Origin of the sequence: Sphingobacterium sp. HJSM2_6, assembly GCF_049316305.1 — a bacterium.
Taxonomy (GTDB): domain Bacteria; phylum Bacteroidota; class Bacteroidia; order Sphingobacteriales; family Sphingobacteriaceae; genus Sphingobacterium.
Genome location: NZ_JBMOXB010000017.1, coordinates 52456 through 78900 on the forward strand (window position 1 = coordinate 52456; position 26445 = coordinate 78900).

At 35.3% G+C, this 26445-nt stretch carries 24 protein-coding genes; 13 read left to right on the top strand and 11 right to left on the bottom strand.

Going from position 1 to position 26445, the window contains the following annotated elements; all coding sequences use genetic code 11:
* Window positions 1–83: 83 nt before the first annotated feature.
* Both kdsA and recQ read right to left on the bottom strand, forming a co-directional pair.
* Window positions 84–899 carry a 3-deoxy-8-phosphooctulonate synthase gene (kdsA, locus tag ACFRAE_RS14670; protein ID WP_422797919.1) on the bottom strand — a complete coding sequence of 272 codons (816 nt, stop codon included), beginning with the start codon at window positions 897–899 and terminating at the stop codon, window positions 84–86.
* Between the two features lie 10 nt (window positions 900–909).
* Window positions 910–3099 carry a DNA helicase RecQ gene (gene recQ, locus ACFRAE_RS14675; protein ID WP_422797920.1) on the bottom strand — a complete coding sequence of 730 codons (2190 nt, stop codon included), beginning with the start codon at window positions 3097–3099 and terminating at the stop codon, window positions 910–912.
* 111 nt (window positions 3100–3210) lie between these two features.
* Between recQ and ACFRAE_RS14680 the strand changes: the two genes are divergently transcribed.
* The 4 genes from ACFRAE_RS14680 to ACFRAE_RS14695 all read left to right on the top strand — a co-directional run bounded on the left by ACFRAE_RS14680 (window position 3211) and on the right by ACFRAE_RS14695 (window position 6427).
* The gene (locus ACFRAE_RS14680; protein ID WP_422797921.1) at window positions 3211–4176 is read left to right on the top strand and encodes a KpsF/GutQ family sugar-phosphate isomerase; all 966 of its coding nucleotides are present in this window, start codon (window positions 3211–3213) and stop codon (window positions 4174–4176) included.
* A gap of 110 nt (window positions 4177–4286) precedes the next feature.
* Window positions 4287–4661: a DUF1573 domain-containing protein gene (locus ACFRAE_RS14685; RefSeq protein WP_422797922.1), complete on the top strand. Its 375-nt coding sequence runs from the start codon at window positions 4287–4289 to the stop codon at window positions 4659–4661.
* Window positions 4662–4818: 157 nt separating this feature from the next.
* Window positions 4819–6021 (top strand): pyridoxal phosphate-dependent aminotransferase, encoded by a 1203-nt coding sequence (locus tag ACFRAE_RS14690; protein ID WP_422797923.1) that lies wholly within the window; start codon window positions 4819–4821, stop codon window positions 6019–6021.
* A 112-nt stretch (window positions 6022–6133) separates the two neighbouring features.
* Window positions 6134–6427 carry a hypothetical protein gene (locus ACFRAE_RS14695; protein ID WP_422797924.1) on the top strand — a complete coding sequence of 98 codons (294 nt, stop codon included), beginning with the start codon at window positions 6134–6136 and terminating at the stop codon, window positions 6425–6427.
* A gap of 48 nt (window positions 6428–6475) precedes the next feature.
* On the opposite strand, the gene cmk is transcribed toward ACFRAE_RS14695, so the two are convergent.
* The 5 genes from cmk to yihA form a co-directional block, all read right to left on the bottom strand.
* The gene (gene cmk, locus ACFRAE_RS14700; protein WP_422797925.1) at window positions 6476–7156 is read right to left on the bottom strand and encodes a (d)CMP kinase; all 681 of its coding nucleotides are present in this window, start codon (window positions 7154–7156) and stop codon (window positions 6476–6478) included.
* On the bottom strand, window positions 7156–7569 hold the full coding sequence (locus ACFRAE_RS14705) for a hypothetical protein (RefSeq protein WP_422797926.1): 414 nt from the start codon (window positions 7567–7569) through the stop codon (window positions 7156–7158). The genes cmk and ACFRAE_RS14705 overlap by 1 nt, the downstream gene beginning before the upstream one ends.
* An 8-nt stretch (window positions 7570–7577) precedes the next feature.
* Entirely contained in the window at window positions 7578–9920 is a 2343-nt protein-coding gene (topA, locus tag ACFRAE_RS14710; RefSeq protein WP_422797927.1) for a type I DNA topoisomerase, read from the bottom strand.
* Window positions 9921–10010: 90 nt separating this feature from the next.
* Entirely contained in the window at window positions 10011–10865 is an 855-nt protein-coding gene (locus ACFRAE_RS14715; RefSeq protein WP_422797928.1) for a UbiA-like polyprenyltransferase, read from the bottom strand.
* Window positions 10866–10868: 3 nt separating this feature from the next.
* A complete protein-coding gene (gene yihA / locus ACFRAE_RS14720; protein WP_422797929.1) occupies window positions 10869–11480 on the bottom strand; it encodes a ribosome biogenesis GTP-binding protein YihA/YsxC in 612 nt (203 codons plus the stop codon).
* Between the two features lie 121 nt (window positions 11481–11601).
* Between yihA and ACFRAE_RS14725 the strand changes: the two genes are divergently transcribed.
* The 6 genes from ACFRAE_RS14725 (at window position 11602) to ACFRAE_RS14750 (ending at window position 16991) form a co-directional block, all read left to right on the top strand.
* The gene (locus ACFRAE_RS14725) at window positions 11602–12513 is read left to right on the top strand and encodes an ABC transporter ATP-binding protein (protein ID WP_422797930.1); all 912 of its coding nucleotides are present in this window, start codon (window positions 11602–11604) and stop codon (window positions 12511–12513) included.
* 18 nt (window positions 12514–12531) lie between these two features.
* The gene (locus tag ACFRAE_RS14730) at window positions 12532–13848 is read left to right on the top strand and encodes an ABC transporter permease (protein ID WP_422797931.1); all 1317 of its coding nucleotides are present in this window, start codon (window positions 12532–12534) and stop codon (window positions 13846–13848) included.
* A 171-nt stretch (window positions 13849–14019) separates the two neighbouring features.
* The gene (nhaA, locus tag ACFRAE_RS14735; RefSeq protein ID WP_422797932.1) at window positions 14020–15195 is read left to right on the top strand and encodes a Na+/H+ antiporter NhaA; all 1176 of its coding nucleotides are present in this window, start codon (window positions 14020–14022) and stop codon (window positions 15193–15195) included.
* Between the two features lie 575 nt (window positions 15196–15770).
* A complete protein-coding gene (locus ACFRAE_RS14740; RefSeq protein WP_422797933.1) occupies window positions 15771–15962 on the top strand; it encodes a cold-shock protein in 192 nt (63 codons plus the stop codon).
* A 172-nt stretch (window positions 15963–16134) separates the two neighbouring features.
* Complete coding sequence (locus tag ACFRAE_RS14745) at window positions 16135–16335, top strand: hypothetical protein (protein ID WP_422797934.1); 201 nt, start codon at window positions 16135–16137, stop codon at window positions 16333–16335.
* Between the two features lie 128 nt (window positions 16336–16463).
* Window positions 16464–16991, top strand: a complete 528-nt coding sequence (locus tag ACFRAE_RS14750; protein WP_422797935.1) for a ferritin-like domain-containing protein — start codon at window positions 16464–16466, stop codon at window positions 16989–16991.
* A 77-nt stretch (window positions 16992–17068) separates the two neighbouring features.
* Here the strand turns inward: ACFRAE_RS14750 and ACFRAE_RS14755 are convergent, their stop codons facing one another.
* From ACFRAE_RS14755 to ACFRAE_RS14770, 4 genes are all read right to left on the bottom strand, one after another.
* Window positions 17069–18871 carry a M48 family metallopeptidase gene (locus ACFRAE_RS14755; RefSeq protein WP_422797936.1) on the bottom strand — a complete coding sequence of 601 codons (1803 nt, stop codon included), beginning with the start codon at window positions 18869–18871 and terminating at the stop codon, window positions 17069–17071.
* Window positions 18872–19340: 469 nt separating this feature from the next.
* Window positions 19341–20972, bottom strand: a complete 1632-nt coding sequence (locus ACFRAE_RS14760) for an ABC-F family ATP-binding cassette domain-containing protein (RefSeq protein ID WP_422797967.1) — start codon at window positions 20970–20972, stop codon at window positions 19341–19343.
* A 453-nt stretch (window positions 20973–21425) separates the two neighbouring features.
* A complete protein-coding gene (locus ACFRAE_RS14765; protein ID WP_422797937.1) occupies window positions 21426–22397 on the bottom strand; it encodes a helix-turn-helix transcriptional regulator in 972 nt (323 codons plus the stop codon).
* 13 nt (window positions 22398–22410) lie between these two features.
* Entirely contained in the window at window positions 22411–23250 is an 840-nt protein-coding gene (locus ACFRAE_RS14770) for an MBL fold metallo-hydrolase (RefSeq protein WP_422797938.1), read from the bottom strand.
* Window positions 23251–23457: 207 nt separating this feature from the next.
* Between ACFRAE_RS14770 and ACFRAE_RS14775 the strand changes: the two genes are divergently transcribed.
* From ACFRAE_RS14775 to ACFRAE_RS14785, 3 genes are all read left to right on the top strand, one after another.
* A complete protein-coding gene (locus ACFRAE_RS14775; RefSeq protein ID WP_422797939.1) occupies window positions 23458–24171 on the top strand; it encodes a class I SAM-dependent methyltransferase in 714 nt (237 codons plus the stop codon).
* A 191-nt stretch (window positions 24172–24362) separates the two neighbouring features.
* Window positions 24363–24974, top strand: coding sequence for an RNA polymerase sigma factor (locus ACFRAE_RS14780; protein WP_422797940.1), 612 nt, complete (start codon window positions 24363–24365; stop codon window positions 24972–24974).
* 266 nt (window positions 24975–25240) lie between these two features.
* Window positions 25241–26440 carry a FecR family protein gene (locus tag ACFRAE_RS14785; protein WP_422797941.1) on the top strand — a complete coding sequence of 400 codons (1200 nt, stop codon included), beginning with the start codon at window positions 25241–25243 and terminating at the stop codon, window positions 26438–26440.
* The last annotated feature ends 5 nt before the right edge of the window (window positions 26441–26445 follow it).

Here is a 26445-nt window from a genome sequence, read left to right on the forward strand (position 1 = left end):
ATTTATACTTCGGTATAAAGCAGAAAAGCGAGTAATTTACTCGCTTTTTCTGTTATATTTTGTTTTTAAATCGCCTAAAGCTCTTATAAAACAGCTTCCCGAATACGAACTAATTTTTCCAGTAAGCCTTCTAATAAATCGAGCTGAAGCATATTTGCGCCATCGGATTTCGCATTTGCTGGATCTGGATGTGTCTCAATAAACAAGCCGTCAGCACCAACAGCGATTGCCGCTTTGGCAATAGTCTCAATAAGTTCAGGCTTCCCTCCTGTTACTCCTGAAACTTGATTGGGCTGTTGTAATGAATGGGTACAATCCATGATCGTTGGAACTTGAAAGGACTTCATTACCGGTAATCCTCGGAAGTCAACAATTAAGTCTTGATAACCAAAGGTATTGCCTCTATCGGTTAGAAAAACTTTTTCATTACCAGAGTCTTTTACTTTATCTACGGCAAACTTCATGGATTCTGCAGATAGAAATTGACCTTTTTTAATGTTTACGACTTTGCCCGTATGCGCAGCTGCAACTAATAATTCGGTTTGTCTGCATAAGAAGGCCGGAATTTGCAATACATCGACATAGGCAGCAGCTAATGCGGCTTCATGACTTTCGTGGATGTCTGTAACAGTAGGTATACCGAAAGTCTTTCCTACTTTTTCTAATATTTTTAATGCCTTTTCATCTCCTATGCCTGTAAAGGAGTCTACACGAGAACGGTTTGCCTTGCGGTATGAACCTTTAAATATATAGGGAATTTGATATTTATCCGTAATTTGGACAATTCGTTCTGCAATACGTAATGCGATTTCTTCTCCTTCAATTGCACATGGCCCTGCCATCAAAAAGAAGGCCTTAGAGTTGCCGTTTTTGATGTCCGGCAAAAATGTATTAATCATAAAATTCTTATTAATTTCCGAGCTCTGACATAAATTTTATACGCATTAACTGAATGTCTTCAAAAGAATAATCTTCTTCACCCAATTCTGCTAAGGCATTATCAATGCTGTCATTTTCGGCACTTTTAAAATAATCATAGACCTCATCTTGACGATCAGGATCAATCATTTCATCCACAAAATATCCAATGTTTAATTTTGTACCTGAATTGACAATGGATTCCACTTCTTTAAGCATATCTTCATAGCTAATCCCTTTGGATGAAGCTATATCTTCAAGACTTATTTTTCGATCAATATTTTGAATGATAGAAACTTTCAAAGCAGATTTATTGGCGGTACTCTTCACCACTAAATCTTGAGGCCTGTCTATTTCATTATCTTCTACATACTTTTTAATCAATTCGATAAACGGAGAGCCAAATTTCATGGCTTTTCCTGTACCAACTCCTTGTATCTGTTTGAGTTCTTCTACCGTTATTGGGTAATGGGTACACATCTCATCTAAAGAAGGGTCTTGAAAGATGACAAATGGTGGCAATGATTTTTGCTTAGCAATCTTTTTTCGAAGTTCCTTAAGCATCTTCAACAATTCGGTATCCAATGCACCGGCAATTGCTCCTGCTCCATCGGATTGATCTCCTTTACCCATTTCCATGGGTTTATTTAAGATAAATCGTAAGCCGTAAGGATTGTTGATGTATTTTTTACCCGATTCGGTGAGTTGCAACAAACCATAGTGATCGATATCTTTTTTAATGAAATCGGCTAATTCTGCTTGCCTAATTAGGGAATTCCAATAATTAATTCCTAAATCTTTTCCGGAGCCAAACAATGGATGAACATCATGCTTATAAGATGAAATAGGTTGGTTATTCTGACCGATCATAACATTGATGATGTGTTGGTCATCAAAATTATTTCCTTCCTCCTTGATGAAATTAAGCACTTTCAGTAAATGAGCTTCTGCTTCGAAAAATGTTTTGCTGGAACGACAATTGTCGCACATACTGTTACAGCCTGTATCGTCAAATTTTTCACCGAAATAATGAAGGATTTGTTTTCTTCTACAAACAGCGGATTCAGAATAGTCTATAACCTCCTTTAATATTTGGGTTCCTATTTCTTTTTCAGAAACAGGTTTATCCTTCATGAATTTGGTTAGTTTTTCAACATCTTTTTCCGAATAGAATGCTAGGCAATAGCCTTCCCCTCCGTCTCGACCAGCACGTCCAGTTTCTTGATAATATCCTTCCATAGATTTCGGGATATCATGGTGAATCACATAGCGTACATCGGGTTTATCGATACCCATACCAAAGGCAATGGTAGCGACAATGACCTCAATTTCCTCCATCAAGAACTTGTCTTGAGTATCGGCACGAGTTTTTGCATCTAAGCCTGCATGATAGGGCAACGATTTGATGCCATTGATGCTCAATACTTCCGCGATTTCTTCTACCTTTTTACGGCTTAAGCAGTATACTATACCTGCTTTACCCGAATTACTTTTGATGAAGCGAACAATTTCTTTAATGACATCTTGCTTTGGACGAACCTCATAATATAAATTCGTTCTGTTAAACGAAGATTTAAATAAGGTCGCATTTGTCATCTGCAAATTCTTGCGGATATCTGATTGTACTTTTGGTGTAGCGGTAGCTGTAAGTGCTATGATTGGAATATTATCGCCAATATCGTTGATGACTTGCCTGATTTTCCTGTATTCAGGACGAAAATCATGGCCCCATTCAGAGATACAATGTGCCTCATCTACAGCCACAAAGGAGACTGTGATACTGCGTAAGAAATTGACATTTTCTTCCTTTGCTAAGGACTCGGGAGCGACATAGAGCAGTTTTGTTTTTCCTTTGGATACATCCTCTTTAACGCGAATAATATCGCTTTTAGTGAGGGATGAATTTAAGAAATGTGCAATGCTATCTCTTCCACCGAATGCTCGTAATTGATCGACCTGATTTTTCATCAAAGCGATTAATGGAGATATGACGATAGCTGTACCTTCACTCATCATTGCTGGAAGTTGGTAACATATCGACTTACCTCCGCCTGTCGGCATGATCACGAAAGTGTCTTTTTTGTTTAAAATGTTGGTGATGATAGCTTCTTGGTCTCCCTTAAAATTATCAAATCCAAAGAAATCTTGTAGATTATCGAATAGTGATTTTTCTATTTCCATTGACTATGCAAATAAATAGATATGTTAACCGTAGAAAGATTACGTGTTAAAAAATGTATTTTTGTACTGTATGTTTTTAAATAATTATAAATAAAATTACACAAAGATAACGTGAAAAACAACATCGATATTAAAAAGCTCGCAAAGGAAACATTCGAATTAGAAGCTGAAAATGTACTTGCCCTATCCGAAAGATTAAGTGATGATTTTGTTATGGTGGTGCAAGCCATTGTAAATCTGAATGGTAGAGTTATTATTACGGGAATTGGGAAGAGCGCAATCATCGCTCAAAAAATTGTTGCAACTTTAAATTCTACAGGAACACCGGCTATTTTTATGCATGCTGCTGATGCAATTCATGGTGATTTAGGGGTAATTCAGAAAAATGATCTCATTATTGCGATCTCAAAAAGCGGAAATACACCTGAAATAAAAGTTCTTGTACCCTTTTTAAAACAGACCAATAACACCTTGGTGGCTATTGTTGGAAATACAAATTCTTACTTAGCGGAACAGGCCGATTATATTTTGGATACAACCATTACGCGGGAAGCATGTCCGAATAATTTGGCTCCTACCACAAGTACTACCGTACAATTGGCGATGGGCGATGCCTTGGCTGTATGTCTTCAATCGGTACGACAATTTTCGGATCAAGATTTTGCGAAATATCATCCCGGCGGTGCTTTGGGTAAACAGCTTTACCTGCGTGTTGGGGATTTATCCGATAACCATGGTTTACCATTGGTTACGCCGCATACAGGTATTCGGGATGTCCTAATTAGTATTACTACGTTTAGATTAGGCGCCACGGTGGTCATTGATGAGCAACATATTTTAGGAATTATTACCGATGGAGATATTCGGCGGATGTTGGAGAAGTATGAGGATGTAAGTAAACTTCAGGCGAAGGATATCATGTCTGCTCATCCTAAATTAATTGAGCGTTCGGAACTAGCTGTCAATGCATTACATGTGATGAGGCAAAATAGTATTTCTCAATTGGTGGTGATTAATGAAGGAAATTATGCTGGAATTATTCATATTCAGGATATCCTCAAGGAAGGCATCATTTAAAATTTATTGTAAAAATCTTGTGTGATTAAGATTTTTCTAAGGCTAATTTGATAAGAAGTTGGAAAAATGGTCTTAGATTTGATTAGATGTTTTACATAAACAACGAAACAATGAAAAAAATTACAAGTATATGTGCGGTACTTATTGCTTTTATTAGTTTGACAGCAATGACTGTATTGACTGCTGAGTTTAAGTTTGAAAAGGAAACACATGATTTTGGTAAAATTCCTTTGAATAAACCAGCTACCTATGAGTATAAATTTACCAACGCTGGTGATGAGCCTATTATCATTTCAGAGGTTCAACCTACTTGCGGATGTTCAGTGGCTGAGTTCACTAAAACGCCAGTAAAACCAGGCGATACAGGTTCTATTAAAGTGACTTTTAATGCAGCTACCGCTGGTCCTTTTACGAAATCATTTATCGTAAAATCTAACACAAAAACTCCGGTTAAAACCTTAACAATCAAAGGTATAGTGGAGTAATTACTACGAAAAGATGCTCATCTATATTTTAAATAGATGATATGAAGTATAAAAAAGGCTATTCTGATGAAGAATAGCCTTTTCTTATGCTGATCGTTTTTTGCTTTGCTATATATTATCCGTAATTTTGCTGTACTAAAAATGTAAATTATTTATAATGCCAACGATTTCAAATAAGGGCACTGCGATGCCTGCTTCACCGATCAGAAAATTAACGCCATTTGCTGATGCTGCTAAAAAAGAAGGTAAGAAAATCTATCATCTTAATATTGGGCAGCCAGATATTGAAACGCCGGAAGTGATGTTAAACGCCCTTAAAAACATCGATTTTAAAGTATGGGCATATACGCCTTCGGAGGGTACTGCTTCTTATCGAAATAAATTAGTGGAATATTACAATAAACTAAATTACCAAATTGAAGCATCCGATATTTTAGTGACAAATGGTGGATCAGAAGCTATTACCATTGCCATGCAGGCTTGTATAAATCCAGGTGAAGAGGTTATCATTCCAGAACCGTTTTATGCTAATTATAATGGATTTGCGTGTTCTTCAGATATCGTGATAAAACCTATCATGTCTTATATTGAAAATGGTTTTGCTTTACCTTCTATTGCAGAATTTGAAAAAGTAATTACCGAGAAAACAAAGGCTATAGCTATTTGTAACCCCAATAATCCTACTGGATATTTGTATTCTAGAGAAGAAATGGAAGCGTTGAGGGTCTTATGCTTGAAATACGATTTATATTTATTCTCGGATGAAGCATATCGCGAGTTTTGTTATGATGGTCGCGAATTTATTTCGCCTATGCATTTGGAAGGTCTAGAGGAGCATGTCGTGGTATTAGATACGGTATCTAAACGTTATTCCGCTTGTGGAGCGCGTATAGGTTGTATCATCACGAAAAACAAGGAATTGTACCAAACGGCGTTAAAGTTTGCACAAGCGCGTCTAAGTCCTTCATTAGAGGGACAGATTGCAGGTGAAGCTGCTGTTGATACGCCAGATAGTTACTTTGAGGCCGTGTCTAAAGAATATACGGCTAGAAGAGATACCTTAGTGCAAGGGCTAAATAGCATGGAAGGTGTTTTTTGTCCTGTTCCTGGAGGTGCTTTTTATGTAGTGGCTCAATTGCCTATCGATAATGCAGATAAATTCTGCCAATGGATGTTGGAAGAATTTGATTATCAACAGGAAACGGTTATGATGGCTCCTGCTACAGGCTTTTATTCGAGCCCTCAAGTTGGGACCAATCAGGTTCGACTTGCCTATGTATTGAATCAGGAAGATCTTAAGAAAGCATTAATTTGTTTGGAAAAGGCATTAATAGCTTATCCAGGTCGTACATTGGCCTAATTGCACGCTAAATTATCCATATTCATTGCAGTAATGGATTTTAAACGAATAAGTAATTAAAACATTTTTATTACTTATTCGTTATAGGTCTAGTTACTAATGATAATATTTTATGGATAAATTAAAGAAATTTGATCTCATGGAAAAGATATCCAGAGAATTAGAGGACATTAGACACAGTCAGCAAGCAGTATTAGAGAAAATTGCTAAAGTAGAAATTGATAATATCGAATTAGGCGACAAAAACATCGAGTCGAAGATTCCGGAAATTTATCAACGTACGGCAGATAACTCAGCAGCCATAGTAGAAATATTGAATGCATTCCAAGAGAAAACCGATGAATTCGGTTCTGCAAATAATGTAGAAAAACTTAGGGAGCAACAAGAAATCAATAATTTAAAGTAAAATAAAAAGACCTCCAATGGAGGTCTTTTTATTTGTAGGTATGCGGTACTATGGAGCTAATCGTTCTTGGATTAATTGCTCCACATATAACAATTGTTGTTCTTGATTTAAATCACTATTGTCTAAAACAATAGCATCTTCCGCTTGTCGCAATGGGCTTTCCACACGTGTACTATCGATATGATCCCGATGCGCTAGATTCTCACGCACTTCTTCCATAGTTACATTTTCACCTTTGGCAGTCAGCTCAGCGTATCTTCTTTCTGCACGGATTTGCGGACTAGCAGTCATAAATATTTTTAAATCTGCTTTCGGAAATACCGTAGTGCCAATATCACGGCCATCCATCACTATATTGCGTTTTTTCCCGAGTTGCTGTTGTTGTTTAACCATCGCGGTACGTACAGCTTTAACAGCGCTCACTTCACTAACTTGTTCAGATATTTCCATCGTTCTGATGGCGTCTGACACATCCTCATTGTTAAGTAAGATTTGTGTTTTATCCGTATTTGGAATAAAATCTATGTGAATATGCTCTAAAGCTTCTGCAATGGCTTGATCATCATCCAAGGCAATTTGATTTCGTAAAAAATAGAGTGTAACGGCTCTATACATCGCACCACTATCTACAAAAACATAGTTTAGTTTTTTAGCCAATGCTTTAGCAACCGTGCTTTTTCCGCAAGAGGAAAAGCCATCTATAGCAATCACAATGTTTTTTGCGCCCATTAGTTCGTCCCTCCTATCATGACACCTGGTTTATTAACTAATGGTACTTTAATTAGGTTTTCGTCAACGATACTTTCCGGAAGAAAAATATATTTTTTATCAAATATGGTTTCATCGATATAGAAACTCAACCAATATTCATTGGTTAATCCGAAGACTTGTACATCGATGGCTTCAATTTTCTGTATACTGAAAGGTTCCATATCACCTATAAAATGTCTTAACATGGAAGTTTTTACTTGTTTCCCATCCTTTTCACCATAGCCTTTTGAAGTCACTAATACATGTTTAAGAGGATGAGGTTTTTCGTTGATTAAGTATACATTCCAAACTTTATTTACGGGTGTTTCACCTTCCAAAACAATGGCAATGGATACATCCTCAACGATATTTAAAGGCAAATCCTTTTTCATTTATACGATTACTTTTTAGCTTTTGTTGCTCTACCTTTTTTAGCTGGAGTGGATTTACTATCCGCTTCTGCCCATTTCAAAACATCCTCATAGCTAATGCTTTCTACTTCAGTTCCTTTGGGTATTTTTAGGTTTTGCTTACCAAAACGAACAAAAGGTCCCCATCGGCCATTTTCTATTTTAGCCTCTGGATTTTCATCAAACACACGAATAATCTTCTCAATATCCTTTTGACGTTTTTCTTTTATGATTTCTATAGCTTGATCAGATTCAACATCCAATGGATCTACCCCTTTTGGTAAGGAATAAAAACTGCTATTGTGACGGATATAAGGGCCAAAACGACCAATGGCAACCGTCATTTCTTTCTCCTCAAACTCCCCAATCTTCTTAGGAAGTTTAAATAATTCCAAAGCTTCTTCTAAGGTAATGGTTTCGATCATTTGCCCTTTTCTCAAGGAGGCAAATTGAGGTTTTTCCTCATCGTCTGCAGCACCTATTTGTACCAGTGGACCAAAACGTCCTACACGGACAGAAATTGGTTTTCCACTTTCAGGGTGTACACCTAACTCACGTTCATGCGATGCACGATCCGCATTATCTAAGGTATCTTGAACTTCAGCATGAAATGGCCCATAGAAAGAGCTGAGCATTTCTGTCCATTCCTTCATTCCCTGTGCTATTTCATCAAATTCTTTTTCAACCTTCGCTGTAAAATGATAGTCAATAATTCCTTTGAAATGCTGAACTAAGAAATCATTCACTAACACACCAATATCAGTAGGGAATAATTTACTACGTTCAGCACCTGTAATTTCAGATTTGCTTATTTGTAGGATTTCTCCATTCGTTAAGGTCAATTGTTGGTATATACGTTCCTTTCCATCCCGATCTTCCTTCACTACGTAGCCCCTATTTTGTATCGTAGAGATTGTTGGCGCATAGGTAGAAGGTCTACCTATCCCTAACTCTTCCAGTTTCTTAACTAAGGAAGCTTCAGTATATCGCGCTGGAGGTCTTGAGAATCTTTCCGTAGCTTGGATAGATTTTACAGTCAATAACTGTCCTTTGGTTAATGGCGGTAATAAAGAATTTCCTGTGTTTTCATCGTCCAAATCATCCTGATCCTCATCTGTCGATTCCATATATACTTTAAGAAAACCATCAAATTTCATGACTTCTCCAGTAGCAATAAAATCTTCTGAGCGTGTATTGATATCTATATTAGCGACCGTTTTTTCAAACTCAGCTTCACTCATTTGCGACGCAATAGCCCGTTTCCAAATCAATTCATACAAACGTTTTTCGGAATTGTCTCCTTCTATACGATGTTCTGAAAAATATGTTGGGCGAATAGCTTCGTGTGCTTCTTGGGCACCAGCGCTCTTTGTACGGAACTGACGTAATTTATGGTACTTGTCTCCAAATGCTTGAAGAATTTCTGATTCTGCGGCTTGTAATGCAGTGTCCGATAAGTTTACAGAGTCGGTACGCATATAGGTAATTCGTCCTGCCTCATATAATCGCTGTGCAACTTGCATGGTTCTTGCGACAGAAAAGCCAAGTTTACGACTCGCTTCCTGTTGTAAGGTAGATGTGGTGAAAGGTGCCGCAGGAGATCTTTTTGAAGGTTTAGTTTCTAAAGATTTAATCTCAAAAATGGCCTTTGCACAATCCTTTAAAAATATTTCAGCCTCTGCTAAAGAAGAAAAACGCTTTGGTAATTCCGCTTTAACCTGTTCTTTCCCTTTTCCAGTTGAAAATAATGCAACCACTTTAAAGGCTGCTTCTGCAAGAAATTTATTGATGTCACGTTCTCTTTCTACAATTAAACGAACAGCAACAGATTGAACACGTCCTGCAGATAGAGAAGGTTTAACCTTTTTCCATAATACAGGTGATAATTCAAAACCCACTAAACGGTCCAATACCCGACGCGCTTGTTGCGCATTAACTAGATTATAATCAATTTTACGTGGCGAATCAATAGCTTTTAGAATAGCTGGTTTGGTAATTTCATGAAATACTATTCGTTTGGTGTTTTCTTCCTTTAAGCCTAAGGTTTCAAATAAATGCCAAGATATAGCTTCTCCTTCTCGGTCCTCATCGGACGCTAACCATACAGTTTCTGCTGCTTTTGCTAGTTTTTTTAATTCAGAGACAACGGCCTTCTTATCCGAAGGTACTTCATACTTTTGGGTAAATTTATTTTCTGTATCGATGGCATCATCAGTTTTCACCAGATCTCTGATGTGGCCATAACTTGATTTCACTAAAAAATCTTTTCCTAAATATCCTTCTATGGTTTTGGCTTTTGCCGGGGACTCAACTATCAATAAATTTTTCGCCATTTATTATTTTGATTTTTGCAAAGAAAACGATTTCAAAATGTAATGCAAATTATTTTTTCGCTATACGCTTAAAAAGGCAAGGTATAAGCCTTAGATTTTTATCAGAATATCCAATAAATAAAACAAGGCAAAAACCACAGATGCGACCCCATTCGTGGTCATAAAGGCTCTATTCACACGAGTTAAATCCGTAGGACTCACAATTCTATGTTGATATAGCAGTAATAAAGCATAACATGTTAATCCTATATAATAAAACAAACCTGTTGGCATAAACCAAATTGGTAACAATACGAATATAAAAGATACCAGGTGTAAGACTTCCGAAATCTTGAGCGCTTTTACAGCTCCAAAATTAGCGGGGATTGATTTTAAACCATTAGCACGGTCGAATTCCTCATCTTGAAGGGCGTAGATAATATCAAATCCACTTACCCAGGTTAATACGGCTAATCCATAAAAAACGGGAACTGCAGAAAAATAACCAGTAACTGCCAGATAAGCTCCCACAGGGGCCAAGCCTAAGCCAAGTCCTAATACCAAATGGCAAAGCGGAGAGATGCGCTTCATGTGTGAATAAAACAAGATGACAAATAAAGCAACTGGTGAAAGCATTAAACACATGCTATTAATGAAATAACAGGCGACCATAAAAATCACACTATTCAGCACGGTAAATAATAAGGCCTGTTGCGCTGATATTCGTCCTGCTGGAATATCGCGTATGGCTGTCCTTGGATTAATGGCATCAATATCTCTATCCAGATATCGGTTGAAAGCCATGGCTGCATTCCTTGCCGTAACCATACATAAGAGCATCAATAAAAACAGCTTCCATTCAAATTGATAATCCGTAGAATTTACAGCAAGAAAAAATCCGATAATGGCAAATGGTAAAGCAAAAATACTATGTGCAAAAAGCACTAGTGACATGTACTTCTTCATGTATTATACGATGGGAGAAATAAAGTTTTGGTTAATTTCATCAATGTGTTGAAGCACCTTTTCACAACCTAATTTGGTCTCAGATGAGGTTAATATAATCGGTGGAATCTCTTCAAACCATACTTTTAAAGCCTTACGAAACTTGGCTATATGCTGATCAGACTTAACCATCGAGTGTTTGTCTGCTTTAGTAAACAGCAATTGAAATGGTATTTGCTCCTCTCCTAACCAACAACAGAACTCCAAGTCTATTTTTTGAGGTTCATGTCGACTATCAATCAACACAAATACGCATTGCAAATTTTCCCGTTTTCTCAAATATGCCCGAATAAATTTTTCCCATTCTATCCTATTTTTTTTGGATGTTTGGGCAAAACCATATCCCGGTAAATCAACTAAATACCAATTCGTATTGATTATAAAATGATTGATAAGTTGCGTCTTTCCAGGCTTTTGTGAAGTCTTGGCTAAGGTTTTCCTTCCCGTGATGGCATTAATCAATGAAGATTTACCAACATTAGATCGGCCGATAAAAGCATATTCTGGTTTATCTGCCAAAGGTAATTTACTTACTTCCGTGTTGCTACTTACAAATTCTGCCTGTTTTATAATCATGAGGGCAAAGTTACGATAAATTAATTTTTTAAGCGGTTATCCAAAATTTTATTGATATTAGTCCATTAGCGGAACACCGCTAGTCGAAATATTATTTACAAGAACATTAATTATTCTCTCTATGCTCGATATAAGAAACATTGTGAAAAAATATGCTAATCATCAGGCCTTAGATAATGTCTCTTTTCAGATTCCAAAAGGAAAAATTGTTGGATTATTAGGGCCTAATGGAGCAGGTAAAACCTCCTTGATTCGAATTATCAACCAAATTACAGCCCCAGATGCTGGTGAAATTTATTTTAATGGTGAATTATTATCTCCAAAGCACATTGCTAAAATAGGATATCTTCCAGAAGAGCGAGGATTGTATAAGAAAATGCAAATTGGCGAACAGATGATTTATTTGGCGCAATTGAAAGGGATTTCCAAGCAAAGTGCCAAAGAAAAGCTTAAATATTGGTTTGAAAAACTGCAGATAGAATCCTGGTGGGATAAAAAAGTGGAAGACCTGAGTAAAGGCATGCAACAAAAGGTGCAGTTTGTCGCTACAGTCATCCATGAACCTGAATTAATTATCTTAGACGAACCCTTCTCTGGTTTTGATCCTGTAAATGCCCAAATCATTCAAGATGAAATTTTAGAACTAAACCGTAAAGGGGCGACTATCATTTATTCCACGCATCGTATGGAATCTGTAGAAGCGCTCTGTGATTATATTGTACTCATTAATAATGCTAAATTAATTTTAGAAGGATCTGTTAAGAGTATTAAAAATCAATATAAAAATCAAACATATACCATCGAATATCAATCGACTGCTTCCGATCAAGCACTCCACTTAACTTCTCCAAAATGGGAAATTATTAAACAGGTGCAGGAACATTCAGCGAGTATAACCCTAAAGATTAACCCCGAATTTACCTTAAATGATGTGTTGTATGAGTTGTTGCCACAAATGGAAATACAACAAATATTTGAAATCATTCCTTCCATGAATGATATATTCATAGATAAGGTAACCCATAAATTTTAATACTATAATTACGTAATAATGAATAAGATATTGTTAATTATTCAAAGAGAATATTTAAGTAGGGTTAAAAAGAAATCCTTTTTACTAACCACATTTTTAGTCCCGCTGTTTTTTATAGGTATGTATGTGGGCGTCTATTTCTTAACGAAAAAAAGTTTTGAAGATAACCATGCCATAGTCTATGTACTTGATGACAGTAAGGCGATAGGTGGTTTATTAAAAAACAATAAAACGATCACCTTTACCCAATCCAATGATGAACTCGCAGCACAGTTGCAAACGGTCAAGGAGTCTGCCGAAAAAACAAGCCTATTGCTTATACCAGCTGATTTTTTAGTAAGCAAAAAAATAGAGTTTCTTTCTTCGGGAAAGCCCAACATCGGTATTCAAGATGAAATCCAATCGCAATTGGAAGCTATTGTATTAAACCATGAATACAAACAATTGAATATCGATCCGGACAAGATTAAAAACATAAACACGACGGTGAGTATAGCCGCGAAAGAAATTACCGATACCGGTGAGGCAAAAGATAGCGATACAAGGATTGCTATGGGCATAGCGATTGCCTTATCCATCTTGATTTACTTGTCCTTATTTCTTTACGGTGCACAAGTTATGCGAGGTATAATTGAAGAAAAATCAAGTCGAATTGTAGAAGTTATCATATCCTCCGTAAAGCCATTTCAATTAATGATGGGCAAGATTATTGGTATAGGACTAGTTGGTATCACTCAATTTCTTTTATGGATTATATTAAGTTTTGCTTTAATTACGGGAGCAACCTCCCTATTGCTAGATAAAGCGGATGTCCAACAGCAATTGGAAGTGCAGGCAGGAGCAAATTCGAATCCAGAAATGGAAAACCTATCCATGTTAACTAATATGGATAATATGCTCAATGCGGTAGATATTCCCCAACTTTTAATTTGTTTCTTTCTATTCTTTTTAGGTGGATATATGCTTTATAGTGCCTTATTTGCCGCAGTAGGCTCCGCGGTAGATAATGAGACTGAAGCCAATCAATTTACCATGCCGATTACCACGCCACTGCTGTTGGCTTATGTCCTATCCTTTGGCGTGCTCATCAATGATCCACACGGAAGTATAGCCACCTGGTTAAGTTTTATCCCATTAACCTCACCCATTGCGATGTTAGTTAGAATACCTTTTGGGGTACCTATATGGCAAATCGCGCTCTCCTTTTCATTATTAGTAGCAGGTTTCTTAATAACGACTTGGTTTGCTGCTAGAATATACCGAGTCGGTATATTGATGTATGGTAAAAAAGCAAGTATAAAAGAGCTAATTAAATGGTTTAGCTATAAGAATTAATTCCAACAAGGATGGGCAAGAGCGCCCATCCTAATTTTCTTAAATAAGGAATTAAATTTCCATCGTTTACCTAAGGCTAAATGCCTGAAAAATTCCATTTTTGGCCCTAATTTGCTATCTTTACCTACTCACTAGGATATTGATAATTTATACTGCTACTACTTCAAGACTATGAATAAACTGATTAATTTGACAGTTTTCAAGAAATTTTTGTCCTCAAATACCTCTGGAGGAATTTTACTTTTCGTTTGTGTTATCATTTCACTTCTTATTGCAAACAGTCCACTTGCGGAAGGTTTCAATCAATTATTAAAAACCAGCTTAGGCTATGAGCATGAGTCTATTCATTTAAAATATAGTTTTAAACAATGGATTGATGATGGTCTAATGGCTATCTTTTTCCTATTGGTAGGACTTGAAATTAAAAGAGAATTGGTAGAAGGTGAATTATCATCGCCTAAAAAAGCAGCATTACCCATCATCGCCGCTATTGGTGGCGCCATTGTTCCAGCAATTATTTATGCTTTTATCAATTTAAACGAGCCTACACATCATGGTTGGGGAATTCCCATGGCTACTGATATTGCTTTTGCATTAGCCATTATCACCTTATTGGGAAAGAAAGTTCCAGCCAGTCTCAAAATATTTTTAGCAGCATTAGCGATTGTCGATGACTTATTAGCCATACTTGTTATCGCTATATTTTATTCCTCAGACCTGAATGTGACTTATTTAATGTACGCTGCTGCTATATTGGCGGTGCTTATTGCGTTTAATTATTTCGGAGTGAAGAATATTTTAGCATATATTTTGCCTGGAATATTTATTTGGTATTTTATCCACCATTCGGGTATCCATGCTACCATTGCCGGAGTTTTAGTGGCCATGACCTTACCAACAAACGCAACAGATAAAGAATCTCCATTAGAAAAATTAGAACATCTTTTGGTTAAACCGGTAAATTTTATCATAATTCCTTTATTTGCATTAGTTAACACCAATATCACTATTCATCAAGAAATGATAGCCGGATTAACTACGCCCTTAGGCTTAGGAATAATTTTAGGATTATTTTTCGGTAAAACCATTGGCATATTTTTCACCTCATTTATTTGTGTCAAATTAAAAGTTGCTAATTTACCTGAATTTGCCAATTGGAAACATATGATTGGTGTGGGCTTATTGGGAGGAATTGGATTTACCATGTCCATTTTTATAGCTATGCTATCATTTAGTGATCCTGCATTTATTGAAGAGGCTAAATTTGCTGTGCTAATCGGATCACTTATCTGTGGAGCTACTGGGTATTTTTGGTTAAGTTCACTATATAAGAAACCATCATTATAGTTTTTTATGAAGAGAACTTTAAATATTATTAGTACGGGGTAAATAGCGTTAGATTTTAGGGCAGCATGAGGTGTTCAGTTAAGATAATCATTATCAGGAACTGTTTGTTACTCAGTCCAAATATCAAGCTCATGAAGGGCTCTAATCTGAGGTTCGGCTTTAAGTTGGATTCATTGTTTATTGTTTAAATAAATGCGCATAGATTTAATAAATATATCATTTATCAGTATTTAGCTGATTTAAATTTTTGTGCATTTTCGATAAAATATGCATCTTTTTAAAAATATTTAGAAACTTATTAAAAAAGAAATCTTTGATGTCAAATAAATATCCTACCTTTGATAACTATCAGGCTCTGCCAACGCATTTCTGAAACAGATAAGTTTACTCATCCTTTTTAGTTTCGCATTTACAGCTCCTACTTTGTTTTTAATATTAGTATCAGAAAATAGCATTGTTGTTCGCAACATAAAACTATTAATCGTACTTTTAGCAATAACATTAAAAAGCGTAAAAGTTACGTGCAAATAGGATTTAGAATCTGATTACAATATTTTATTTAATTACAATACAAAATGCAACAAGGAAAAGTAAAATTCTTCAACAACACTAAAGGTTTTGGATTTATTACACCAAATGATGGTGGTGAAGACATCTTCGTTCACTCTACAGGATTAAGAGACAACATCAGAGAAAATGATGAAGTTACTTATGATGTTGAGCGTGGTAAAAAAGGACTAAATGCGATTAACGTTCGCATTGCATAATACTCCATTTTTGCAAGTTTATTAAAATTGTGGTAATAGCTTCATTGCTTATTACCACTTTTTTTATGCTTTATATACGCAAACGCGCTAAGCTTATATCATCGTTTATATGATCTGCTAAGATTCATTACCTGATTCGATGAATTTTACTTGTCATTTACTTCATCTAAATATGAAACAACAAAAAAAATCAAAGCATACTCCTCCAGAGCCCAATAAATCTTTCTTAAATCATACGCAATTACAGGCTTCAACGATGGCAGAACTCTTAGGCGAAGCAAAAGGTGAACAGTACATCAAAGAAACTTTATTGCCTTGGCCTAGATTAATTGCTACGGAGTTGTCTATTTTTAGCAAAAGAAAAAAAAGCTAAACTAAATTTCCAAATGCTATAGCTAAAATTTATGGAGAATCAATTTTCCTTCTTTATAAGTTTAAAAAAATAAAAAACTTTTCCAGGCTCTTTTTGTTGTTCATTCAGTTACAAAAAAAATGAATATTATGGCAACAACAAAAGAAACGAAAGTAAAACCAAAGGCAGCAGCTGCCAAAAATTTACAAGATTTATTTGAAGACGCCCTAAAAGATATTTATTGGGCGGAAAAAGCTTTAGTCAAAGCACTTCCTAAAATGGAGAAAAATGCCACTTCAAAACTGCTTAAGAATGCCATAACTGGGCATCTTGCAGAAACCAAGGAACATGTTGTCCGACTGGAGGAGGCATTTAAATCTATAGGAGTAAAAGCAGAAGCTGTAAAATGCGATGCCATGGCCGGATTATTAGAAGAAGGCGAAGGCATCATGGAAGAGACTGAAGTTGGTGCTGTACGAGATGCAGGTATTATTGCTGCTTCTCAGAAAGTGGAACATTATGAAATTGCAACTTACGGTACAATAGCCGCATTTGCTAAGGTATTGGGTCACCAAGAGGCGTTGAAAATATTGTTAAAAACGCTAAAAGAAGAAAAGGCCTGTGATGAAAAATTAACAGATATTGCAGATACAAATTTGAATTCCAAAGCGGAATAATTTATTGGAGGATTAGATGGAGGTAAGTATATAATTTTAATTATACTTACCTTTTTTTATGCCTATTCAGTAAATACTTAAGCGAGTTTGTTGAGCAGATTACTTTGAAAATCTAACAACTCTTTTTTCTTTTGATAAAAGATCGTTTCTATGAGTGAATTAAAATGAATTAAGCAGGTCATCAATTTATTCACATGCTCCTGATTAAAGTCTTTCAAACCTTCTTGATCGTAAGCTATATCTTCGTTTAGATACCTTTCCATAATTTCGTGTACACTCAAAGAAAGCATGTGTTTTAAAGATTCTTTTTGAAATAATCTATTCAATCGTTGTTTAAAAAGTTGTTCTGTTTTTTTTAATGCAGCCAAACTTGTCAAATCAGTTTGCTTCTCAAAATCAACTTGATATACTTCCAGTTGTTTCATCATGTTTCGATATAAATCAAAGTCATTCAAATACGTCTCTTGACTTGATTTAAACTCTTCATACAGGGTCTTAATTTTAATTTGTTGCCCTGACAATATCGCTTTTTGATAAAAAAATGTATAAATATCCTGCAATTGAACTTTCATAATGCGTTCAATTCTTGCCAATTCGGCGATGATTACCTTTTTTAATGGAGGGATATCTATTTTCTTATAAAGCTTTTGATCGTAAGTAAAATTGTCGACTTGGATATCACCACTCAGGATGGAATCTAAAATTTCTAAATCTGTAATCATGCCATTCCAAGCATATAGGGTATCAAGCCGTTCATCCGAAAACAGTAAGGATAAGTGTAGTGGAGCGTCATTTTTAAGCAGACTGGGCACTTCTTCTAGGTAAGGATTACAGATATCAAAATACCCTCGATATATGGGGCTCAGGTCATCCTTTTCTATCCGTAATTGATAGTACTTTACAAAAGTTTCCGTACGCCATAAAGTAGGGTTTTCAGTAATTAAATAAGGTTTAAAAAGTAGTTCACTGAAACTTTCAAGCCGTGTTTTAGGGTTTTCAAACAATAAAATGGCAGGATTTTCTTGTTCATTACTGGTCTTGACACCTGCTTTATGGATGGCATCTACCCTTCTTTTTAAATCTGGATGTGTATTCCAAGGATTTTCAAAATAAATTTTAGAACGATTATACTTATTTACATTGGATATATTAATACATGGTAAACCATTACTGATCGGATATTCATTTCTTAATGCAATGTAATTCATCAGTGCAAGGTGATCCTCAAATAAATTAACACTGATAATATTTTGATTTAATAGTTTCTCATAACTGGTGATGGTTAATTCTAAACCATGGGCCGCAAAAGGAATTTTCATCAATGCATTCGCGGTTGATGTTGATCCCGCTACCTGACTGGCAATAGCATCTGCATGGTATTCCATTTCCCTGGAAAGTTCATGATAGGAAAGATTTATTTGCCGGTATTGAAATTTCAATACTTTTTGAATGGCTACAATCAGTAATAAGGAAAAATCCAATCCTGCTGCGATCCATTTATTGAATCTTTTTAGTTTTTTAGGTATTTCAGTAAGGGAATTATTTTTATACAAAAAGTTATACAGCATTCGATTAACTTGGTAAACATAATTACCTGTCCGTAAACTAGCCTGCGAAAAATGGCCAAATTCATGAGCTAATACACTTTTAAATTCTTGCTGGTTTAAGATATTCATCAGCCCAATTCCGATTTGCAAATTTTTCTTGATGGGTAGAAATATATTCCAAAAGGATGATTCATAATAAACGCAGGCGTTCACATCGTGGGTAAGCACTACTTTAGTTGGGTACGAGGTATCGACTTCTTCAGCCACACTATTAATAAACTCGAACAATTTTGGTTCTTCAATTTCCGAAATTTCTAAGGAAAAATTTGCCAATCGTTCCTGTTTCGAAAAAATAAATTTGAATAAAAAATAACAAATGCTGAAACCAAATAAAATGATTATTAAGCCAAATAATATACTGGGAATAAATATTTTGGCGATCATTAATTTTATTCCAAAATAGATGCAAGTAAGTGTCAATAAAAATGAAAATCCTAATAGGAAAAGGTAAGTGAAAACAAATAATATAATATACCAGACTGTTTTTCTAGCACTACGCTTGAAGCTTTTAGAAATATCAATTTTCATAAAATGAGCGAGTCAGTATTGGTTTGTAACTCTTGTTAGTTAGTATCTAGAAAGGAGTTAGATAAACAAATTTATAGATTATTTTAAATAAAAAAATAGGTTTTTCTATAATTTTATTAGAAATTAAAAAAGACTTAACTTATTAAACGTTTAATTTTTAATAAGTTAAGTCTTGAGAAAAAACAAGCGGTTAAGCTTTTTAAATTTTTATGCTTTATTGTTCAATTTCCTTCAAACTATTCAATTTCTTATAGGCTAAGAATCCTTTAATATCTTCAAAATGTTCTCTAACACGTTTATTTCCAAATTCGAATACTTTCTGTGCTAGCCCTTCTAGAAAATCACGATCGTGTGATACTAAAATCAATGTTCCATCAAAATCTTGTAAAGCTTCTTTGATGATGTCTTTCGTTTTCATATCCAAATGGTTAGTTGGCTCATCCAGGATTAGCACATTGACCGGCTCTAGCAAAAGCTTAATCATTGCCAACCTTGTTTTCTCACCACCAGAAAGGACTTTTACTTTTTTCAAGGTATCCTCACCACTAAACATGAAAGCGCCTAGCAAATCCTTAATTTTCACGCGCACATCCCCCACCGCAATTTGATCAATCGTTTCAAACACGGTTAAATCACCATCGAGTAGAGAAGCTTGATTCTGAGCAAAGTAGCCAATCTTAGCATTATGGCCTATTTTTAGGGAACCTTCGAAATCAATTTCCCCCATGATAGCTTTAATCATGGTTGATTTACCTTCTCCATTCTTACCTACAAATGCGACCTTCTCCCCTCTTTCAATAACCATAGCGGCTTTTTCAAACACCACATGATCTCCATAGGATTTGGATAAGTCTTCAACCGTTACCGGATAGTTTCCCGATCGTGGTGAAGGTGGAAATTTAAGTTTCAAGGCTGAGTTGTCTACCTCATCAATTTCAATAATTTCTAATTTTTCCAACATCTTGACCCGGGATTGCACTTGAAGTGTTTTGGAATATGTCCCTCTAAAACGATCTATAAATTCTTGGTTATCTGCAATAAATCGTTGCTGCTCTTCATAAGCTTTCAGTTGGTGCAAACGACGATCCTTGCGTAATTCCAAATAATGACTGTATTTAGCTTTATAATCATAAATTCTACCCATCGTCACCTCAATAGTTCTGTTGGTGATATTATCTACAAATGCACGGTCATGGGAAATGACAATTACCGCTTTCGCGGAATTCACTAAAAAGTCTTCCAACCACTGAATACTTTCGATATCCATATGGTTTGTAGGCTCATCTAATAAAATTAAATCAGGTTTTTTTAATAATATTTTTGCCAATTCAATTCGCATTCGCCATCCACCAGAAAATTCGGAAGTTTGTCTAGTAAAATCACTGCGTAAAAAACCAAGGCCTTTCAACACTTTTTCTACTTCCGCATCATAATTTGTTTCTTCGATAGAATAAAATTTTTCACTCAGTTCAGATACCCGTTCGATTAATTTCATATAATCGTCCGATTCATAATCCGTACGAATGGTTAATTGTTCATTCAAACTTTCCAATTCATCACGCATTTCATATACTTCTCCAAAAGCTTTAGACGTTTCCTCAAAAACGCTTAAGTTATCTTGAGTTAATAAATGTTGAGGCAAATAAGCAATGACTGCGTCTTTAGGTCCAGATACATTTCCCGAAGTCGGTTTTCCTGCTCCAGCAATAATTTTTAATAAGGTGGATTTTCCCGCCCCATTTTTCCCCATTAAAGCTATTTTGTCGTTTTCATTGATGGAAAATGAAACATCCGAAAATAAGGTTGTACCTCCAAAAGAAACACTTATATTATTTACATTAATCACGTTGAATTCTATTTTAAATAAGTCGCAAAGATAAGTGAATATTTTAGTATTTATACCTTGTAAAATGAACTGTATTATATTTTCACTAACACGGATATTAGACGCATCTTCATCGGATCTCCTTCGGAAATTAAACGTAAAATTCCGAACAATATCCGTAGAATATGCAAGCATATTCGCTTGAAAATCTGGACATATTAAATAATATTTTGAAAGGTTAATGGAGGGAATTCGAAAAGTCCTAAATGATATGTTTTAGGTACTTGCAGCGTGTTTCACCTAGCTTAGCATACTGTACTTGAAAATTCTTTGGAACAAGTAAATTTTGAGCTGTGGAGTTTAGTCAACAAGAATTGAGATGGAAGCGAAAGAATAGTTTAGATATTCAATTTGTTCCTGATAATGATCGTTGAAGTGGGTTAAACCTACCTAGAATATGAAATCAACACTGTTTTACAGATCCAGATTATTTTTCATTTCAATAATCAGAGATTGCATATACAATTTTATTGCTATGGGTTCAATGATTTCGATTTGGTCGGCGAACATCATGAGCCAACGCGGAAATTCATGGTCGATATCGTAGGGTTCGAAATGCATTTCTACTTGATCTTGGACTAGGATTTCTTCTTTAAAACCATAATGATTTCTTTGCCATCGAATATATGGAGCAAATTGTGTAGAACATCTAATGATTACGCGTATTCGAGGAGCTTGAGCTGGGTGCTGTTTTTTAACGATTTGATCAATTGAAAGGTGTTTCTGGGTAAAAAGTTGATCCTTGGCTGAGATATGTTGAATTCTGTCACTCCGAAATTGCCTATAGTCCATTCTATGCATACAGTATGCTACAATATACCAATAGCCTAATTCATGGACGATACCCACCGGCTCTATAGTTCTTTCCATGGCGAGGTTATCTTTCACGCCTTGGTACAAGATATGAAGCTGTTTTTGTTGAGCAATAGCAGCCAATGCACTGCTTAGGACTTGAGGAACTTGTTCTAAAAATACTGGAGCCTCGAGTTTTCGCATGATAATCTGCTCCTGCACCGTGCTAACCATTTCTTGCTCATTACTTTTTAAGATAGCCTTCATTTTCAGCATGGCAGAAGCATAATTATGTAAGGTTTGTTTATCTAAGTATTTCTCGGCAATCTTCTCTGCGGCCACAAAACTTAAGGCTTCCTCTTTACTAAATGATACGGGAGGCAGCTTATACCCATCCATTATGCTATAACCTGTTCCAGCTTCCCCAATGAGGGGAACACCTGCTTGCTCTAGGCTTTTGATATCTCGGTATATGGTCCGTAAACTGACCTCAAAACGATCGGCAAGTTCTTGCGCTCGAACTACCTTTTTTGATTGCAAATGAATTAGAATATGAACTATACGATCAAATCGTTTTTTTAATTCTACGGACATACCTTCAGTATTTTTATAGTTCGGATAGTTTAAATGTTTCTTTTAATCGAATTCCTTTTTCTGTATTTTGTAAGGTACAACATTCGAACACAGGATCATGTTCAAGAAAAAGAATGTATTCATGTTCTACAATCTCTTTCCAATAGGATTGCCTTTCATCCATCGTTATTAATGGCCTTACATCATAGCTCATGACATATGGCAAAGGGATATGACCTACGGATGGCAACAAATCAGCCATATATAGGATGGTTTTACCTTTATAATTTATTTGAGGTAGCATCATGGCTTCCGTATGTCCATAAACAAACCGCATTTCCATGTTGGAATCGAAGCGATTTTGATCTTCAGATAGAAAATGTAACTGCCCAGATTCATAGATAGGTAATATATTTTCCGAAAGAAAAGAAGCCTTTTCACGCGGATTGGGATTGACAGTTGCCCAATTCCAATGGGTTTCATTGGACCAAAATCGCGCGTTTTTAAATGCTGGACTCAATTTTTCCCCTTCTCGTTTAATGGCTCCTCCACAATGATCAAAGTGCAAGTGTGTTAAAATTACATCCGTAATATCATCCCGATGGAATCCAAGACTTGCTAAGGATGAATCTAAGCTAGCATCACCATGCATAAAATAATGACCAAAAAATTTAGCATCTTGCTTATCTCCCAAAGCGGTATCTATCAATGTTAATCGTTGACCATCCTCCATTAATAATAATCGAGTTGCCCAAGTACATAGGTTACGGTCGTCTGCAGGATTTGTTTTATGCCAAATGGCTTTAGGAACAACACCAAACATAGCTCCACCATCTAATTTAAAAAAACCTGTATCAATAGTATAGAGTTTCATATCTGAGATTTTATAATAATCTGGTATAAAAATGCTGTTTTCAACTGGAACGTACAAGCCTTTTCAATTTTGAATGTTGCTCATGGAATGCTTGGGCATCATCCTGGCATTTTTAGGCTAATTAATTGGCTAAGGATTTAAAGTACTGTAATTGTTTGTTATTTTTGAAAATAAACTGTTGAAAATTAAGCGTTAAATTTTATAAATATGATAAATAAATCAACCATCCAAGAGATCAAAGCACGATTTGATCAGGATGTAGAACGTTTTTCAAATTTAGAAACTGGGCAAGCGACCAGCATAGACGCTAGCCTAAATATGGAATGGATTTGCACGGCCATTTCCAAAGTACAGCCGGATGTTTCAGCGGTTTTAGACATTGGCTGTGGCGCAGGTAATTATGATGTTAAATTATTGGAAAAACTTAATCCAATAGATTTTACCTTACTAGACTTGAGCATGCCCATGTTAATTCGAGCAAAACAACGCATAGATCAGATTAATCTCGGGAAAACCACCTGCCTTCAAGGAGATTTTAGAACTATACCGCTAGCCGATAATCATTTTGATGTTATTATTGCTACTGCCGTATTGCATCATCTCCGAGATGATCAAGATTGGGAATTGGCATTCGAAAAATTACATCGTTGTTTAAAACCCGGAGGTAGTATTTGGATTTTTGATTTAATCCAGCAATCGAATTCGGTCTTACAAAAGTATATGTATGATGAATTGTACGGACAATTTTTAACTAACTTAAAAGATGAAGCTTATCGAGACCATGTATTTGATTATATCGAAAAAGAGGATTCGCCAAGACCGCTTCTTTACCAATTGGACTTATTAAAGAAAGTTGGCTTTAAGGAGGTCGATATCCTTAGCAAAAATCTATGTTTTGCTTCTTTCGTAGCATTTAAATAATCCATAGAATTCCATTATCCATGCCTTAGCTCCGGGTGAAATTTTTAAATTATTAATGTTGTATCGATTAAATGTTAACAAATTCGAATACAATTCTATTTTTTTTTATATTTACTGCATTATTAACTTTTAATAAATAGTTAATACTACCTAAAAAACATTTTTTTTTATACGCTACCTTCAGTATTGAAATGGGTAATCCATCTATGGTTGATTTTGCTGATTCAAAGGAATTAATCGCCAAATTAAGGCAATCGGATGAACATGCCTTTGAATTTATCTTTCATCAATATTACCCAAGAATTTGTCTATATGCGCTCCAGTTTACTAATGATGATAAAGAAGCGGAAGATATTGCCAAGGATGCGTTTATTAAAATTTGGAAAGGTAAAAAAGAATTTGAATCTATCGATCATTTAAAGAGTTCCATCTATCAAGCCACAAAACATGTAGGGCTTAATTATCGGGAAAAAAATTCAAGAAGCATCAAAAGAGAAGAGATTTTCTTATATGATCAAGATAAAGTAGAGATCAATCATTTAGATTTTATGATAGAATCTGAAGTATTTGGATCTTTATATCAAGCAATTCAGCAATTACCAACACAGGCTCGAAAGATTATTATCTCTACTTATTTAGAGGGTAAAAGTAATCAAGAGGTAGCCGATTTAATGAATTTAAGTGTGCAAACAGTTAAAAATCATAAACTTAGGGCCTTGAATTTATTGAGAAAACAATTAAATCTGCAAACATTTCAATTATTGACCACAGGATATTTTATTATAAAATTTTTACCGCAATAATTTGAATTCGGACGGCTAATTAGTTTTATTTATTTGATCCAACCTGGTATTCTTGATGCTTTAGTTTCTTTTCTATTTTTCCTGAACTTTTGTCTTTCTATATTTTGTTAAATCACCTAAGCATGGCATTTTTAAGTGCTTATTTAAAATAATACCTGGAATTAATACCGTATTTACAGGCTAAATGATAAAATTTTTAAAAAAAAATAGAATTTGATTAGTACTATTTGGATTTACTGCGGTACTATTATTAAACCGCAAAAGATATGCACAAAAAAGAGGTGACATCCATTCAAATAAGTAAGCTGATCGTGAAAGAAATCCAAGGTGTTATCAGACCGGAGGAACGCGAACAGTTAGATGATTGGAAAAACCAGTCAGAAGCAAATCTGGCAACCTATCTTCGCTGTACAGAAGCCAGTTTACAGCATAAGCGTTATCAGCAATTAAATAAAATAGATTCCGAAGAGTCCTGGAAAGATCTCTCCACCTCTCTTGGATTTTCTCAACCTTCAGCACCTTCAAAGCCTAAGATATTTTCTATAAAAAAGATGCTGGCCTATGCTGCCGCTGTATTAGTCGTAGGATTAGGAACCTGGTACCTAATTAAAAACAGCAATTTAGCGCATCAACTATTAGAGGAAAATCAGCAGGTTCAACGGGATTACGATCCTGCAGGAAATAAAGCCATTTTAAAATTGTCCGATGGAAGTGTGCTTGAATTGGATGAAAACCAGGGGCAAATTTCCATTTCTGAAAATGATATTCGCTATGGAAATGGCCGTAAACTAACGGAAACAGAACATGTTACTTATGCCAGTATCGAAACACCAAGAGGAGGATATTATAAATTAATTTTAGCAGATGGTACGCAAGTTCAATTAAATGCTTCCAGTTCCATCAGTTATCCTTTGAAGTTTGATGCAAATGAGCGGGTAGTCACAATTACTGGAGAGGCTTATTTTGATGTAGTTGAAAATATCAATAAACCATTTATTGTAAAAAGTAAAGAACAAGAAATCCGTGTTTTAGGAACATCATTCAACGTCAATGCCTACGAAGACAGTCCATTTACAAAAACCACTTTAGTTCGAGGAAAAGTAAGAATCAGTCCAAAATTTGCTAAAAACACCGCTGATATAAATTTAACGGCTGGAGAACAAGGGATAATATCCTATCAACGAATAAGGAAAGAATTTGTTGACAGCAACCAAGAAGTAGCATGGATACATGGGAAATTTAATTTTGATGGAAAAAAATTAAAAGATGTAATGAAGGATTTATCCAGATGGTATAATGTAGACGTGGTTTATGAAGGCGATATACCAAACATAGAATTCTTTGGCGGCACATTCCGAGATTGTAAACTATCAACAATTTTGGATTTACTAGCAGATGATCATATCGAATATCAATTGACCAATGATAGAAAACTAATTATTAGAAATTCAAAGGATAAAAAATAAGAAAG

What these genes read in the sequence shown, in the direction of transcription:
- kdsA (WP_422797919.1), bottom strand. Translation starts at nt 899, where the DNA reads ATGATTAATACATTTTTGCCGGACATCAAAAACGGCAACTCTAAGGCC.
- recQ (WP_422797920.1), bottom strand. Translation starts at nt 3,099, where the DNA reads ATGGAAATAGAAAAATCACTATTCGATAATCTACAAGATTTCTTTGGA.
- ACFRAE_RS14685 (WP_422797922.1), top strand. Translation starts at nt 4,287, where the DNA reads ATGAAAAAAATTACAAGTATATGTGCGGTACTTATTGCTTTTATTAGT.
- ACFRAE_RS14690 (WP_422797923.1), top strand. Translation starts at nt 4,819, where the DNA reads ATGCCAACGATTTCAAATAAGGGCACTGCGATGCCTGCTTCACCGATC.
- ACFRAE_RS14695 (WP_422797924.1), top strand. Translation starts at nt 6,134, where the DNA reads ATGGATAAATTAAAGAAATTTGATCTCATGGAAAAGATATCCAGAGAA.
- cmk (WP_422797925.1), bottom strand. Translation starts at nt 7,156, where the DNA reads ATGGGCGCAAAAAACATTGTGATTGCTATAGATGGCTTTTCCTCTTGC.
- ACFRAE_RS14705 (WP_422797926.1), bottom strand. Translation starts at nt 7,569, where the DNA reads ATGAAAAAGGATTTGCCTTTAAATATCGTTGAGGATGTATCCATTGCC.
- topA (WP_422797927.1), bottom strand. Translation starts at nt 9,920, where the DNA reads ATGGCGAAAAATTTATTGATAGTTGAGTCCCCGGCAAAAGCCAAAACC.
- ACFRAE_RS14715 (WP_422797928.1), bottom strand. Translation starts at nt 10,865, where the DNA reads ATGAAGAAGTACATGTCACTAGTGCTTTTTGCACATAGTATTTTTGCT.
- yihA (WP_422797929.1), bottom strand. Translation starts at nt 11,480, where the DNA reads ATGATTATAAAACAGGCAGAATTTGTAAGTAGCAACACGGAAGTAAGT.
- ACFRAE_RS14725 (WP_422797930.1), top strand. Translation starts at nt 11,602, where the DNA reads ATGCTCGATATAAGAAACATTGTGAAAAAATATGCTAATCATCAGGCC.
- ACFRAE_RS14730 (WP_422797931.1), top strand. Translation starts at nt 12,532, where the DNA reads ATGAATAAGATATTGTTAATTATTCAAAGAGAATATTTAAGTAGGGTT.
- nhaA (WP_422797932.1), top strand. Translation starts at nt 14,020, where the DNA reads ATGAATAAACTGATTAATTTGACAGTTTTCAAGAAATTTTTGTCCTCA.
- ACFRAE_RS14740 (WP_422797933.1), top strand. Translation starts at nt 15,771, where the DNA reads ATGCAACAAGGAAAAGTAAAATTCTTCAACAACACTAAAGGTTTTGGA.
- ACFRAE_RS14745 (WP_422797934.1), top strand. Translation starts at nt 16,135, where the DNA reads ATGAAACAACAAAAAAAATCAAAGCATACTCCTCCAGAGCCCAATAAA.
- ACFRAE_RS14750 (WP_422797935.1), top strand. Translation starts at nt 16,464, where the DNA reads ATGGCAACAACAAAAGAAACGAAAGTAAAACCAAAGGCAGCAGCTGCC.
- ACFRAE_RS14765 (WP_422797937.1), bottom strand. Translation starts at nt 22,397, where the DNA reads ATGTCCGTAGAATTAAAAAAACGATTTGATCGTATAGTTCATATTCTA.
- ACFRAE_RS14770 (WP_422797938.1), bottom strand. Translation starts at nt 23,250, where the DNA reads ATGAAACTCTATACTATTGATACAGGTTTTTTTAAATTAGATGGTGGA.
- ACFRAE_RS14775 (WP_422797939.1), top strand. Translation starts at nt 23,458, where the DNA reads ATGATAAATAAATCAACCATCCAAGAGATCAAAGCACGATTTGATCAG.
- ACFRAE_RS14780 (WP_422797940.1), top strand. Translation starts at nt 24,363, where the DNA reads ATGGGTAATCCATCTATGGTTGATTTTGCTGATTCAAAGGAATTAATC.
- ACFRAE_RS14785 (WP_422797941.1), top strand. Translation starts at nt 25,241, where the DNA reads ATGCACAAAAAAGAGGTGACATCCATTCAAATAAGTAAGCTGATCGTG.